At 69.3% G+C, this 14,211-nt stretch carries 12 protein-coding genes and 1 pseudogene; 10 read left to right on the top strand and 3 right to left on the bottom strand.

What is annotated here, in order from left to right; all coding sequences use genetic code 11:
- Positions 1-48 precede the first annotated feature (48 nt).
- The 4 genes from modA to WMF28_RS06065 all read left to right on the top strand — a co-directional run bounded on the left by modA (position 49) and on the right by WMF28_RS06065 (position 3,077).
- Complete coding sequence (modA, locus tag WMF28_RS06080; protein WP_437601117.1) at positions 49-885, top strand: molybdate ABC transporter substrate-binding protein; 837 nt, start codon at positions 49-51, stop codon at positions 883-885.
- Entirely contained in the window at positions 882-1,691 is an 810-nt protein-coding gene (locus WMF28_RS06075; protein ID WP_437601116.1) for an ABC transporter permease, read from the top strand. Before modA ends, WMF28_RS06075 begins: the two co-directional genes overlap by 4 nt.
- Positions 1,688-2,443, top strand: coding sequence for an ABC transporter ATP-binding protein (locus tag WMF28_RS06070; RefSeq protein ID WP_437601115.1), 756 nt, complete (start codon positions 1,688-1,690; stop codon positions 2,441-2,443). The genes WMF28_RS06075 and WMF28_RS06070 overlap by 4 nt, the downstream gene beginning before the upstream one ends.
- A gap of 154 nt (positions 2,444-2,597) precedes the next feature.
- Positions 2,598-3,077 carry a nucleoside deaminase gene (locus WMF28_RS06065; protein ID WP_437601114.1) on the top strand — a complete coding sequence of 160 codons (480 nt, stop codon included), beginning with the start codon at positions 2,598-2,600 and terminating at the stop codon, positions 3,075-3,077.
- A 247-nt stretch (positions 3,078-3,324) separates the two neighbouring features.
- Here WMF28_RS06065 and WMF28_RS06060 read toward each other — a convergent pair whose 3' ends face one another.
- The gene (locus WMF28_RS06060) at positions 3,325-3,939 is read right to left on the bottom strand and encodes a Uma2 family endonuclease (protein ID WP_437601113.1); all 615 of its coding nucleotides are present in this window, start codon (positions 3,937-3,939) and stop codon (positions 3,325-3,327) included.
- Positions 3,940-4,124: 185 nt separating this feature from the next.
- On the opposite strand from WMF28_RS06060, the pseudogene WMF28_RS06055 reads away from it, so the two are divergent.
- Positions 4,125-4,328 (top strand): annotated as a pseudogene (locus tag WMF28_RS06055) (SDR family NAD(P)-dependent oxidoreductase); the annotation flags it as partial.
- A 47-nt stretch (positions 4,329-4,375) separates the two neighbouring features.
- Here the strand turns inward: WMF28_RS06055 and WMF28_RS06050 are convergent.
- Positions 4,376-5,332 carry a LysR family transcriptional regulator gene (locus WMF28_RS06050; RefSeq protein WP_437601112.1) on the bottom strand — a complete coding sequence of 319 codons (957 nt, stop codon included), beginning with the start codon at positions 5,330-5,332 and terminating at the stop codon, positions 4,376-4,378.
- 84 nt (positions 5,333-5,416) lie between these two features.
- Here WMF28_RS06050 and WMF28_RS06045 point away from each other — a divergent pair, with 84 nt between their 5' ends.
- Both WMF28_RS06045 and WMF28_RS06040 read left to right on the top strand, forming a co-directional pair.
- Positions 5,417-6,622, top strand: a complete 1,206-nt coding sequence (locus WMF28_RS06045; RefSeq protein WP_437601111.1) for an FAD-dependent monooxygenase — start codon at positions 5,417-5,419, stop codon at positions 6,620-6,622.
- Positions 6,623-7,188: 566 nt separating this feature from the next.
- Entirely contained in the window at positions 7,189-7,527 is a 339-nt protein-coding gene (locus WMF28_RS06040; RefSeq protein WP_437601110.1) for a DUF6968 family protein, read from the top strand.
- A 348-nt stretch (positions 7,528-7,875) separates the two neighbouring features.
- Here WMF28_RS06040 and WMF28_RS06035 read toward each other — a convergent pair whose 3' ends face one another.
- The gene (locus WMF28_RS06035) at positions 7,876-8,742 is read right to left on the bottom strand and encodes a hypothetical protein (RefSeq protein WP_437601109.1); all 867 of its coding nucleotides are present in this window, start codon (positions 8,740-8,742) and stop codon (positions 7,876-7,878) included.
- Positions 8,743-9,285: 543 nt separating this feature from the next.
- Here WMF28_RS06035 and WMF28_RS06030 point away from each other — a divergent pair.
- Genes WMF28_RS06030 through brxC form a run of 3 tightly spaced genes read left to right on the top strand, consistent with a single transcriptional unit; the run spans position 9,286 to position 14,178 of the window.
- Positions 9,286-10,155 carry a hypothetical protein gene (locus WMF28_RS06030; protein WP_437601108.1) on the top strand — a complete coding sequence of 290 codons (870 nt, stop codon included), beginning with the start codon at positions 9,286-9,288 and terminating at the stop codon, positions 10,153-10,155.
- 4 nt (positions 10,156-10,159) lie between these two features.
- Positions 10,160-10,723 (top strand): BREX protein BrxB domain-containing protein, encoded by a 564-nt coding sequence (locus WMF28_RS06025; protein ID WP_437601107.1) that lies wholly within the window; start codon positions 10,160-10,162, stop codon positions 10,721-10,723.
- A complete protein-coding gene (gene brxC, locus WMF28_RS06020; RefSeq protein ID WP_437601106.1) occupies positions 10,720-14,178 on the top strand; it encodes a BREX system P-loop protein BrxC in 3,459 nt (1,152 codons plus the stop codon). Before WMF28_RS06025 ends, brxC begins: the two co-directional genes overlap by 4 nt.
- Positions 14,179-14,211 lie beyond the last annotated feature (33 nt).

The following is a 14,211-nucleotide window of genomic DNA, read 5'->3' as shown; positions in this document are numbered from 1 at the left end:
CCGCTGGGCGGCATGACGGCACGCGCGGAGACGCGGAGCCGAGGCGCCATGCAGAGGCGGCGCGCCCGAGGACGGCTGCTCCTGGCCTTCCCGCTCCTGGTGCTCGCGGCGTGCCTCGTCGCCGCCTGCGGCTGCGGGCGCTCGGCGCCGGCGCCTCCAGGGCGCGAGGACAGGCTCGTCGTCTTCGCCGCCGCCTCCCTCCGGGAGGTGTTCACCGCGATGGGCGAGGACTTCGAGCGCGCGCACGCCGGCGTGGAGGTCACGTTCAACTTCGCCGGCACGCAGCAGCTCCGCACGCAGCTGGAGCACGGCGCCGCGGTCGACGTGTTCGCCTCGGCCGATCAGCGCCACATGGACGAGCTCGTGAGGTCCGGGCGCGCGGTCGACCCCGTCGTCTTTGCGCGCAACGAGCCCGTCCTCGTCGTCGCGCGCGAGAGCGCCGGGACGATCCGGGGGCTCGCCGATCTCCCCGCGGCGACCCGCATCGTCCTCGGCGCCCCGGAGGTCCCGATCGGCCGCTACACGCTGCAGATCCTCGATCGCGCGTCCGCGTCCCTGGGCGCCGACTTCCGCGCGCGCGTGGAGGCCAGGGTCGTCTCGCGCGAGCTCAACGTGCGTCAGGTGCTCACCAAGGTGCGCCTCGGAGAGGCGCAGGCCGGCGTTGTCTACCGGACCGACGCGCACGCGGCGCAGGACGGCGTGACCGTCGTGGCGATCCCGCCCGAGGTCAACGTCCTCGCCGAGTACCCGATCGCGGTCGTGGCCGGCGCCGCGCACCCCGGGCTCGCGCGCGCCTGGGTCGACCTCGTGCGCTCGGAGGCCGGGCAGAGCGCGCTGCGGCGCGCCGGGTTCCTGGCGCCTCCCGGGGGCGGCTCGGGCCCGTGAGCGTCCGCCTCGGCGCGGAGCGGGGCGTCCTGGCCGCGGTCGGCGGCGTCCTCGTGGCGTTCCTGGCCGTCCCGATCCTGGCGCTGTTCGTGACGGCCACGGCGGCGGACGTCGAGCAGGGGCTCCGTCACCCCCTCGTGTGGCCCGCGCTGCGCCTGAGCCTCGTCACCACCTCGGCCAGCCTCGTCGTCGTGGTGCTCCTGGGAACGCCGCTCGCCTGGACGCTCGCGCGCGCGCGCGGGCGCCTCGCGCGCGCGGTCGAGACGGCGGTGCAGCTGCCCATCGTGATCCCGCCCGCGGTCGCGGGGGTCGCGATGCTGCTCGCCTTCGGGCGGCGCGGGCTCCTCGCCGGCTGGCTCTACCCGGAGGGGTGGTCGGTGGCGTTCACGACGGCGGCGGTCGTCATGGCCGAGGTGTTCGTCTCGGCGCCGTTCTTCGTGCAGGCGGCGACGAGCGCGTTCCGGCGGGTCGACGCGAAGCTCGTGGTCGTGGCGCGGACCTTCGGCGCGTCGCCGCTCCGGGTGTTCTTCCGCGTGGCGCTGCCGCTCTCGGCCCCGGGGCTCGTCGCGGGGGCGGCGATGAGCTGGGCCCGCTCCCTCGGCGAGTTCGGCGCGACGCTGATGTTCGCCGGCAACCTGCAAGGGCAGACGCAGACGCTGCCGCTCGCCATCTACACGGCGCTCGAGTCGGACATGCGCGCGGCGCAGGCGCTGTCGATGGTGCTGGTCGTCGTGGCGTTCGCGCTGCTCCTGTTCGTGCGGGCCGCGGCGCGGCGACCCGCCGCGCGCCGCGAGGCGACGCCGTGACCGGGGCGGAGGGCCTGCGCGCGCGCGTGACGGCGCGCATCGGGCGTTTGCACCTCGACGCGGCGCTCGAGACCGGGCGTGGGGCGCTGGCGCTCGTGGGGCCGAATGGCTCCGGGAAGACGAGCTTGCTCTCGCTGCTCCTCGGCGTGCTGCCCGTGGAGCGCGGGCGGGTGGAGGTCGGAGGCGCGGTGCTCCTCGACACGAGGGCCGGGATCGACGTGCCTGTCGAGGAGCGCGGGATCGGCTATGTGCCGCAGGATTATGCGCTGTTTCCGCACCTCAGCGTGCGTGAGAACGTCGAGTTCGCGGTGAGGAGCGCGGCCTCGCGGCGGAGGGGGGCGGCCCGCGCCGAGCGCGTGGACGCGATGCTCCACGAGCTCGGCATCGCCGCGCTCGCCCATCGCCGGACGCAGGCGCTCTCCGGGGGCGAGCAGCAGCGCGTGGCCCTCGCGCGCGCGCTCTCCGTGGGCCCGCGCGCGCTGCTGCTCGACGAGCCGCTCGCGGCGCTGGACGTCCATTCCCGCCGCGAGGTCCGGGCGTTCCTCGCCGACTACCTGCGGGCGCTCGCCCTTCCGACGATCGTCGTCACGCACGACGCCGCGGACGCGCGGCTCCTCGGGCAGCGCATCGCGGTCCTCGAGGCGGGGCGCGTGACGCAGGCCGGGACGTGGGAGGAGCTGGCCGCCCGGCCGGCGTCGCGCTTCGTGGAGGAGCTCGTGGCGTCGGCGCGCGGCGGCGACGGCGGTGAGTAGCGGGATCGCGCCGGCTGCCCGTGGTCGGGGGGCTCGGCGGTCTGCGGTGGCGGGCCGAGCACGCATTCACCGATGGCCTGGAGCGGTCCCTTTCTTGCGAGGGCCCCTCCGGCGCGAACGAAGCAGCACGCCCGTACCCCCGAAGGAGACGACCATGCCGAGCACGACCGAGATGAGACACCTGCACCGCTGCATCGAGCTCGCGGCGCTGGCGCTGGACACCGGCAACGAGCCGTTCGGCTCCGTGCTCGTCGCGGCGGATGGAACGGTCCTCGCCGAGGATCACAACCGCGTGGGCGGCGGCGATCCGACCTGCCATCCGGAGCTCGCGCTGGCGCGCTGGGCGGCTGCGAACCTCGCCCCCGACGAGCGAGCCGCGGCGACGGTCTTCACCTCGACCGAGCACTGTCCCATGTGCGCCGCGGCCCATGGCTGGGTCCGGCTCGGCCGCATCGTGTACGCGAGCTCTTCGGCACAGCTGGCCGGCTGGCTCGCCGAGTGGGGCCTTCCGTCGCCTCCGGTCCGATGCCTGCCGATCCACGATATCGTCCCGGGGCTGCCCGTGGAGGGTCCCATCCAGAGCCTCGCGGAAGAGGTTCGCCAGCTGTCTCGGCGCTTCCATTCCGCGCGCTGACGCGCGTGGCCGTGCCGGCGGGAGGACGCCCATGGAAGGGTTCTTTGGTTTTTCCAAGCCCCTCTGGGAGATCGCCCTGCGCACGACGCTCGTCTATCTCGCCCTCGTCCTCCTGATCCGCGTCATCCCCAAGCGACGCACCGGGATCTCTCACCGAACGACATGCTCGCCCTCGTCCTCATCGGTGGCATGGCCGCCGACGGTGTGCAGGGCGGCGAGCCGTGAGTCGGGTCATCGACCCATGTCCTCATGGAGCCCAGGGTTCCCGCGCGGGCTCGTCGTCTTCGTCGTCGCCGAAGAGCACGCCGACCTGCAGCGGAGTCGTCTCGAAAGGCTCGGCCCGGACCTGCTCGCCGCGCTCCGCGGCGAGGATCTCGACGTAGCCTTCCTGCGTCCAGCGGTGGACGGCCAGGGTCTCTTCCTCGGGGTCGATGATCCAGGTGTGCGGAACCTGGTGCCGGTGATAGACGCGCTTCTTCTTGATGAGATCGTTCCGCTTGTTCGTCGAGAGGATCTCGCAGATCCAATCGGGGCGCACCATGATCGGGATACCGCGCGGGCGCTCCGAGACGCGGTCTCGTCGCCAGCCGACCACGTCGGGGCGGACGGTGTTCGCGGCGTCGAAGTGGACATCGACCTCGGTGGCGAACCACCATCCTCCGGGCCTGCGCCCGCCGGGGCGCTGATCGTAGGGGTCGACGTAGGCGGAGAGCTTGCGCTGCACGGCGCCGTGCTCGCCGGTCGCGGCCCCCTTCTCGACGATGCCGCCCTCGATGAGCTCGTGGCGCCGCTCCTCCTCCGGGATCGCAAGGAGATCCTCCAAGGTCGCGGGACGGGCAGCCTTCGGCCCGGATGCGGTCATGCCCCGAGGATAGCAAGTCCCTGAGGGCGGCGCCTCCCGGCGGGCGTGGCGCAGTACGAATCTGGTGGAGCTCGAAACACGCTCTCTGAGGAGGTCGGAACCCCTGGCTCCTGGGCCTTGCGATCTTCCTGGATGTTACCAGGAGAGACTGGAGAGCACACGCACAACGCTCTCGGGAGAAGAACATGAGCAAGACCGAAGATCTGCAGCGTGATCTCGAAGGCAGGGTCGCGATCGTCACCGGCGCAGCGAGCGGCATCGGTCGGGCCACGGCGCTCTTGCTGGAGGCGCGCGGAGCCGCGGTCGTGGCCGAGGACATCCACCCGGCGGTCAACGAACTGGCCCGCGGTGACGGCCGCATCGTGCCGTTCGTCGGGGATGTCGCCCAAGCGCGGAGGGGGCACGTGTTGCTCTCGTGACCGCCCGGGAAGACGCCTCAGCGCTTGTTGCGCTTTCGCCTGGCGGCCTTGGGGGGGCGCGCGCGGTCCGCGGCGTGCTGCAGGAGCGGGCTCACCTCTCGCGCGCTCTCGATCAGCGCTCGCACCACGGGCGCGCCGTCGTCCTCCGCGCGCCATGTGACGACTTCACTCAGATCGATGTGGAGATCTTCGACGGACCGCCACAGCAACGAGGTCTGCGAAGCCAGCTCCCAGAACTTCTCCGAGAGGAAGGTGACCGCGTCGCCGATCACGACCAGCGCCAGGAGCGCCTCCAGGTCGAGCACCTCCGCCGTCACGTGCAGCGTCACGCCCTGTGCGCGCGCCGCCGTGATGAGGTCCGCGTGGAGCCTCGGATAGAGCTGACGCGGCTGGAGTAGCACGCGCTCGCTCTCGAGGTCTCGAAGCCGGATCTTCTTGCGCCGTGCGAGTCGATGCTCAGGGGAGAGGAGCAGCCCGAGTCGATCGCGGGTCATCTCGAGGTGGCCGAGGGCGTCGTCATCGGGCGCGTAGGCCCCATAGCCGAAGGCAATCGTCCCCTGCCGCAGCGCCGTCCACTGCTCCAGGCTGCTCGTGGGGACGAGCTGGAGGCCGACGTGGGGCGCTCGCCGACGAAACGCCGCGACGAGGGACAAGAACGAGCCCATGAAGGTCGTGCCCGTCTCAAAGCCGATGACCACGGTACCGAGCCTGCCTTCGGCGATCCCCTTGGCTTCGTCGACGGCCGCGTCGACGCTCGCGAGGATGCTCCTGGCTCTCTCCGCGAAGGACTTCCCGGCGGCCGTGAGCTTGATCCCGCGTCCCTCGGGCGCGAAGAGCTCAACGCCCATCTCCTCCTCGAGGTCCTTCATCTGCCGACTCAATGGAGACTGCGAGACGTGGAGCCTGGTGGCGGCTCGGCGGAAGCTCTGCTCCTCGGCGATGGTGACGAAGTAGCGGAGGTGTCGGAGTTCCATGGTCTCAACCGTTACCCTGGAGGCATCATAGCCGTGCGATCCATGTCTTGGACGGCTCGGTTCGAGAAACGTACCATGCTTCCCATGAACTCGACGATCCCGAAGCGTCCCGCCTCCCGGGTGCTGGTCTCCGGCGCCAGCATCTCCGGTCTCACCATCGCAACTTGGCTCGCCCGCTACGGCTTCGCGGTCACGGTGGTCGAGCGTGCGCCGCATCTACGCCCGGGCGGGCACGCGCTCGACGTCCGGGGGCCAGCCCTGGAGGTCGCGGAGCGGATGGGCATCCTCGCCACGCTCCGCGATCGAAGCACGAGGCTGACGGGCATCTCTGTGGTCGACTCGGCCGGTCAGGAGATCTTCCGGAGCACGGAGAGCACCTTGACGGGCGGCCGACTCGACAGCCCCGATGTCGAGATCTTGCGCGACGACCTGTGTCACGTGCTTCATGAAGCCGTGGGCGCCCAGGTCGAGTACCTCTTCGCCGATTCCATCGCGTCGCTGACCCAGGACGAGTCGGGCGTCGACGTCACGTTCGTCACGGCTGCGCCTCGCCGCTTCGAGCTGGTGGTCGGCGCCGACGGATTGCGTTCGGGGGTGCGGCGGATCGCCTTCGGCCCCGATGAGCAGTTCGTCCGCGCCTTCGGCGACCTGTACATTGCGACGTTCGGCATGCCGAACTTTCTCGGTCTCGAGCGCTGGCAGGTCATGTACCAGCAGCCGGACTCCGTCGGCGCGCTGGTCATGGGCCTGCGGAGGGATGTCAACGCGAGGACGTATCTCGGCTTCAACGCGCCGAAGGGGATCGACTACGACGTCCGCGACATCGACGCGCAGAAGCGGTTTCTCGCCGACCGCGTCGCAGGCGCTGGCTGGGTGATTCCGCAGATCGTGGAGCACATGCTGCGCGCGACCGACTTCCACTTCTACTCGCTGAGCCAGATCCGCATGAGCAGCTGGTCACGTGGGCGGATCGTGCTGGCCGGCGATGCTGGCTACGCCGTCTCTCTGGGGACGGGGCAAGCCACCTCGGTCGCGATGGTCGGCGCTTACGTTCTGGCCAGTGAGCTCGCCATGCACAAGGAGGATCTGGTGGGTGGCATAGCCGCGTACGAGGACGGCCTGCGCGCCTACGTGATTCGCAATCAGGACATCGCGCTGGAGCAGAACGCAAAGCCTGACGAACCGACGGACAAGGGGCAGACCGCCCCCAGCGGCAGCATCCCAGACTTCGGAGCGCTGACGCTGCCGTTCGATCTCAAGGACTACCAGGATCTGGTGAGGCTTCCGTGAGGCTTCCGTGAGGCTCCGCGAATCCCAATGCTCCGAAGCGGCCTGGCCGCCTGGTGTCGCTTGGCTCGCACTTCGCACAGGCGAAGTTCCATGCGAACCCATGAGATGGTCACCACCGGAGCGGCTTTTCTATTGCCTGCGCTCTGCACGGTATCCTGCATTCAGGAACCAGAGTCGGCGGACACGCCGTGGACAGACCCATACGCCACAGACGATCTAGTCGCCCGCGAGGCACATGGATCCAGAGGAAGATGCGAGGACGCATGCGAAAACACAGCAGAATCATGGGCCAGGTTCTGCTCAGTTCTCAAGAACCGAAGAGCCATCCCGCTGTGTCTTCAGGAAAAGAACGAGGGAGCCGGCATCTGCTACCATGAGTGCCGGAACGGGTGCAGCAAAGCGTGTAGCGCGATCAGTCGAAGGTGGGAGCTGTACTGTGAGGAGCGAGCCCCAAGAGAATCGGAGTTGGCGTGTGAGATCACCCGCGCCGTTGCTGTGGCCGCTTGCCACAACAAGTGCAACGGCCGGTCGCTTGACGCTGCCGAATGTGGCGATACGGTCGACGGATGAAACGAGACCCTATCAGGGACGAAGATATCATCGCAGAACGAAAGCTAAAACTGAAGAAACCGGATGGAACGGAGGCGGACGTAAGGGTACGTTTCGGTCGACCCGCAGGCCGTCCTGTGATCATTTGGGAAGTCCCCTACGAAATCGTGGGACCTAACGAAGAGGTGCGCCGGCACGCTGGGAGCGGAGTTGACGCGGTTCAGGCACTCACCATCGCGTTGATGGAGTGCCCCATGCACCTCGACTTCATCAAAGAGCAAGGAGAGCTCACCAACGAGGACGGCCCCGATCTGTGGTGGCCAAGAGTCATGTTGGAGACCGTCAAGGGTATTTGACGGTCACAATGCGCCGCAGCGGCCAAAGGGGCGCATGGGGTAGGCCGTGCACCCTGCGCATCCGTTGGTAGCGGAACACCCCTCGGTGGAGGTGTTCGTCAACCGATCGACCGACGAGCGGCGAGCTCCGCGCCGGATCAGAGCGCGACCACGTCCGCCTCGACGCCGGCCGCACCGAGGTCGCCCTGCTGGACATCGGCCCGGCCTCGCCGAGCTCGACGAGGCCGGGCCGCCGGCGCGGTCCAGCGGATCATCGCCCCAGGGAGAAGCGCCGCTCCCGCCGGAGCTTGGTCATGAGGCGGTGCCTGATGTGGCGATGGACGGGGTGTCGATGGGCAAGGCGACGATCTAGGAGGTCGCGGGCGCGGGGGTCCCGGGCGCGGGCGCCGCCGCCGGCTTGCCGTTGGCCTCTGCCGGCTTGCCGTTGGCCTGTCCGGGCTCGGCGGCCTTGCGGGCCTTCTCGCGCCGCGCCGCCGCGCGCCGGCGCCGCTCGTAGGCGCTCGTCACCTCGCGGGCGATCTCGGGGTGGCGCCGGAAGACGTGGGCCGCGGTCTTCCGGATGGCGCCGACCCGCTCGACCATGAGGTGCAGCAGCTGGTTGCGGGTCGTTGTCGCGGCGGCCGAGGCGCCGGCTTCGGGGGCCACCTCCAGCGCTCGCCGTTGCAGGTCCTCCGCGAGCTTCCTGGCCTCGGCGATGAGGCGCACGTCAAACGCCTCATCCGCCTCGACGAGGCGGCCCTTGAGCGACTCCGCGAGCCCCGCGTAGTCGCGGAGCGCCTGGGACAGGGCGCTCGAGCGCTGGCCGTCCTGCGCGTGGAACTCCTTGATGCGCGCGAGCTGCGCGTCGGCGGGCTCGTCGACGTCGTCGTCGAGCAGGAACTCGACCGCCGACTCGAGCTCATCCACGACGAGCCGGGCGCGCTCGCCGAGATCGGCCACGGCCGGATCGACGATGAGGAGCAGCCGCGTCTGCGCTTCCTGCACGGCGTGCACGATGGAGAGCAGCTCCTCGCCGCTCGAGGCGGGCAGGCGGTTCTTGACCCGCTTGAGGCCCGGGCGCTCGCCGTCGGGCTCCCAGTACTTGTTCACGAACGCCGCGGCGGCGACCGCCTCGCGCACGGCAATGTCGTACGGAATATTCAGCGGGTTGTCGGTCCGCTCCGACCCGGCGGCGACCTTGACCCAGCGATCGAAGTTGGTTCCTTGCTTTGCCATGATGATTGCTTGATCCCTCCTCCTGCGACCCGCGCCCCGCGGGGCACGGCGCAATGCGGCAAGGATGAGCTCGGTCGGGGGGATGTCCAGCGCGGAGCAAGATCTGGACGTGGGTGGGGGGAGCCGGGAGGTGAGGCGGCGGGGTGGGATGTCCAGATGAGCGAGGGGGGTGTCCAGATGGGCGGGCGGGATGTCCAGATGGGCGGGGGGGATGTCCAGATGAGCCCAACCCCTGTCCAGATGGGCGGGCGGGATGTCCAGATGGGTCGGGGGGGGGTGTCCAGATGGGCGGGGGCGCGAGCGGCGGGAGCGACGCGGATGGCGGGCCGCGAGCGCCGGCGCCCCTGGCCGGCGCCCCTGGCTGAGCGGATGCTCCGGGCGGTGGCCCCCCTGGGACGTCGGCCGGGCAGCGGACGGCGTGGGCCCAGCTCCGCCCAGCCCACCGAACTCAATTAATCCGGCACGTTGCGCTTGCGTGGATGCGCCGCGTCGTGCCCAGTCACCTCTCGCCGGCAAACTTGCCGGCGAGCGCGGAGGTGCGTCTTGACATCAGAACATCACTCTGTCAGTTTCTATGCCGGCAAGTTTGCCGGCGGATTCTCCATGTCCCTTGCAGAGGTTAAAGCGATCGAGTTCTTTCCACCCGCGGGCCCCCCGCCGGGGGCGGCGAAGCTCGGCTTTCGCTTCGGCGACAAGGGCACGCACTCGAGCCGAACGCTGATGCTCGCCGAGCTCGAGGCCGTCCTCGCAGCCGCTCCCGGTCCCGTCGATCGCGCCGCCTACGGGAGCGCCATCATCGACGGCAACTGTCTCGGCAAACCGACGGCATCCACCCGGCGCATCTCCAGCCAGCGATTGACCGAGCTCTACGCCCTGGATCCCTTCGTGGTCGTGTTCCGCGTGCTGCGCGGGCTCTGGGACGTCGATCCGAAGGCACGGCCGCTCCTCGCCATGCTTGCGGCGCTCGCGCGCGATCCGCTCTTCATGGCGTCGGCAGCTCCCGTGCTGTCACAACCGGCAGGCATCGAGATCCAGCGCGCCCCGATCCGTGAGGCGCTTCGCAAGCTGGTCGGCGAGCGCATGAACGACGACACGCTCGACAAGGTCGTGCGCAACGTCTCCAGTTCATGGACCCAGACCGGCCATCTCACCGGCCGCACGTTCAAACACCGCCAGCGCGTGAGCGCGCCGCCCAGGGCCGTCGCCTTCGCGTTGTGGCTCGGCAACGCCGCTGGCTTCCGTGGCGAGGAGCTTCTCACCACGGGGTGGATCGCGGCGCTGGACTGCACCGCCACCTCAGCCCGGACGCTGGCTCTCGAAGCCAAGCGCATCGGGCTGATCGACCTGCGTACCGCTGGGGACGTCGTCGAGTTCGGCCTCGACCGGCTAGACCCAGGACTCGGGAGGAAGTGACCGCATGGCGCGACTCGAAGACCTCGCAGATCTCTATGGCCAGCACATCGCAACGCCCTGGCAGCGCACCGTCGCGGGAGCGCAGCGCGTGATCATGGTGGCCTACGACAAGGAGCTCGAGCGGGTGCTCCGAGCGCGCAAGGGCGAGTTCGAGACGCGCACCAAGGCCGCTGGCCACGACTGGCACGAGGTCGACCTCACCAACGCATTCGCCTCATGGCTCGCCGCGGATGAGTACCGCGACGCCTACTTCGAATCGCCCGACGACCTGCAGTTGAAGCTCACCGGCGAGTTCCCTGAGTACGTCGCCGACCGCATTCGCGCCGTGCTCTCGTCGTCCGACGTGACCGAGACCTCGGTCGTCGCGGTGTTCGGTGCGGGCTCGCTCTACGGCTTCACCCATGTCTCCGAGGTGCTGAAGGGCGTCGAGCGCGACGTTCGCGGTCGCCTCGTCGTGTTCTTCCCGGGCACGCTCGAGCAGAACAACTACCGGCTGCTCGATGCTCGTGACGGCTGGAACTACATGGCGGTCCCGATCTCCATCCACAGCGCCGGCGGTGCAGCATGAAAATCAAAGACGTCCTTCAGCGAGACCCTTCCACCCACCCGCTGGTCAACCAGGGTCAGGCGCGCATCGCCGACAAGTCGAACGAGAAGGTCCTCGACGAGCTGCGCGGCGAGCTCTCCACCTTCGTGTGCGAGGGCCAGTACGCCGAAGGCATCATCAAGATCCTCAAGTCGTTCCTCGCGAACCTCACGTCGACGAGTCAGAAAGCCGCGTGGGTCAGCGGGTTCTTCGGGAGCGGTAAGTCGCACCTGCTGAAGATGGCCTGCCACCTCTGGCAGGACACCAAGTTCCCTGACGGCGCCACGGCGCGCAGCCTCGTGCCGTCGATGCCCGACGAGCTGCGTGAGCTGCTCCGCGAGCTCGACACGGCGGGCAAGCGCGCGGGCGGTCTGCTCGCGGCGGCCGGCGCGCTTCCCAGCGGCATAACCGATCACGTTCGTCTGACGATCCTCGCGGTGCTCCTGCGCGGCGTCGGCCTGCCCGACCAGTACCCGCAGGCGCAGTTCTGCCTGTGGCTCTACGATCAGGGCTGGTTCGACAAAGTGAAGGGCGCCGTCGAAGGTGCCGGCAAGGCGTGGCAGTCCGAGCTGAACAACCTCTACGTCAGCAAGCACATCGCCAACGCGCTTCTCGCGTGTGACCCGGGCTTCGCGTCCACCGAGGCCGAGGCGCGCAACACGCTGAAGGCGCAGTTCCCGCCGCGTAGCACCGACATCACGACCGATGAGTTCCTCACCGCCATCAAGCGCGTGCTGAAGCTCGTCGGTCGCGATGGACGCACGCCCTGCACGCTGCTCATCCTCGACGAGGTGCAGCAGTACATCGGCGATTCCAACGACCGCTCGACGCTCGTCACCGAGGTGACCGAAGCGCTCTCGAAGCAGCTCGATAGCCACGTGCTTGTCGTCGCCTCGGGCCAGAGCGCGCTCACCGCGACGCCCAAGCTGCAGAAGCTGACCGACCGCTACACCATCCGCGTCCAGCTCTCCGACCAGGACGTCGAGGCCGTCATCCGCAAGGTACTCTTGCAGAAGAAGGCCGCGTCTATCTCGACGGTGAAGGACTTCTTGGAGAAGCACGGCGGCGAGGTTTCGCGCCAGCTCCAGGGCACGCGTATCGGTGAGAGCGCACAGGACCGCGAGGTCATCGTCGACGACTACCCGCTGTTGCCGGTGCGCCGTCGCTTCTGGGAGCACTGCTTCCGCGCGGTCGACGCTGCCGGCACGCACAGCCAGCTCCGCTCGCAGCTCCGCATCATCCACGACGCCGTCGCACGGCTCTCGGACCGTGGCCTCGGTGCGACCGTTCCGGGCGACGAGCTGTTCGAGGCGCTCGCACCGGAGATGGTCAATACGGGTGTGCTGCTCCGCGAGATCAACGAGCGGATCATCAACCTCTCGAAGGACGGCTCCGGCAAGGGCAAGCTCGCGCGGCGCATCTGCGGGCTCGTCTTCCTCATTAGCCGCCTGCCTCGCGAGGCGGGCTCTGACATCGGCGTGCGCGCGTCGAAGGAGCACATCGCCGATCTGCTCGTCGATGACCTCCTCGCCGACAACGGCAAGCTGCGCAGCACCGTCGAGACGGAGCTCGAGGAGCTGGCGTCGAGCGGCGCGCTGATGAAGGTCGGCGACGAGTACCGCCTGCAGACCAAGGAGGGCGCGGAGTGGGACGCCGAGTTCCGCCGCCGCCAGGGCAAGCTCGCCAACGACGACGCCGACATCCAGATCCGTCGTGACCAGCAGATCTACGCTGAAGCCGATCGCGTCATCCGCACGGTGAAGGTCGTGCAGGGCGCCGCGAAGGAGGCCCGCCAGGTCGTCGTCTCGCGTGACCAGACGCCGCCCGCCGGCAACGGCGAGAGCGTGCCGCTGTGGATTCGCGACGGCTGGTCTGCCAGCGAAAAGGAGCTGCTCCATGCCGCGCGCGCGGCGGGCACCGACAGCCCCACCGTGTTCGTGTTCCTGCCGCGTCAGGCGGCCGACGAGCTGCGCAAGCTGATCGTCGACGCCGAAGCTGCGCAGCAGACCATCGACGCCAGGGGTACGCCCACGACCCGTGAGGGCGAAGAGGCGAAGCACAGCATGGAGAGCCGTCGCAACGCGGCCGTCCGGCAGCGCGACGAGCTCATCAAGCAGATCGTCGCCAACGCCAAGGTGTTCCAGGGCGGCGGCTCCGAACTGCTGCAGGCCACGCTCGAGGAGCGCGTTCGCGAGGCAACCAACGCCGCGCTCGTGCGGCTCTTCCCGCGGTTCAAGGAGGCCGACCACGCTGCGTGGGAGACAGTCATCAAGCGCGCGAAGGAAGGCGCGGACCAGCCGCTCCAGCCCGTGGGCCACACCGTCGCGACGGAAGAACACGCCGTCTGCAAGGCGGTGCTCTCGACCATCGGCTCTGGCAAGGTCGGCATCGAGGTTCGCAAGGTGCTGCGCGCGAGCCCCTATGGCTGGCCACAGGACGCCATCGACGCAGCCCTCATCGCGCTGCACCGAACGCAGCACGTCTCGGCAACGCTGAACGGTACGGTGCTCGTGCCGGGGCAGCTCGACCAGAACAGGATCTCGAAGGCCGAGTTCCGCGTCGAGAAGATCACGCTCTCGGTCACCGAGAAGCTCACCATCCGCAAGGTGTTCCAGGCGCTCGGCGTGGGCTGCAAGGCGGGCGAAGAGCTGACCAAGGCGCCGGTCTTTCTCGCGCAGCTCGCTGCCCTCGGGCGCGCGACCGGCGGTGACGCCCCGCTGCCCGCGCCCGCGTCGGTCACCGACATTGAAGACATCCGCGCGCGTGTCGGCAACGACCAGCTCGCAGGCATCCGTGACAACGCCCAGACCTTCGAGAAGCGGATCGCCGAGTGGACTGCCACCAAGAAGCTCGTCGACGCGCGCTTGCCCATGTGGGGGCTCGTCGAGCGGCTCGCGAAGCACGCCCACGGCCTCACCGCAGCGGAGGACCTGTTGAAGCAGGTCGAGGCGGTGCGCGCGCAGCGCCTCTTGCTCGAGCCAACCGACCCGGTGGCGCCGCTTCGCTCGGGCCTCGCCGACGCGCTCCGGAAGGCGCTGCTCGAAGCGCACGGCGCGTACGAGACGGAGTTCCGCAAGGGCGTGGCCTCGCTCGAGGCCAGCTCGCTGTGGCCGAAGCTCTCGGACGCGGAGCGCTCGTCGATCCTCACGAGCGTCGGGCTCACGCCGGCCGCGCAGTTGTCGGTGCCGAGCGATGAAGCGCTCGCGTCGGCGCTCGACACGAAGTCGCTTTCGTCGCGGCGTGCTGAGGCCGACGCCGTTCCGGGCCGCGTGCAGAAGGCGCTGGAGCAGGCCGCGAAGCTGCTCGAGCCGAAGGTGCGCGCCATCTCCATCGAGCGCTCCACCCTGACGACCGAAGCCGACGTCGACGCTTGGCTCGATCGGCAGAAGAAGTCCCTCGTCGCCGCCATCAAGGATGGTCCGGTGCTGGTGAGCTGAAGGAGAAGACCATGTTCCTCAAATCACTTCGAG

It is taken from the genome of Sorangium sp. So ce590, assembly GCF_051521365.1.
Taxonomy (GTDB): Bacteria; Myxococcota_A; Polyangia; order Polyangiales; family Polyangiaceae; genus Sorangium.
This window is presented reverse-complemented; position numbering and strand designations above follow the sequence as displayed.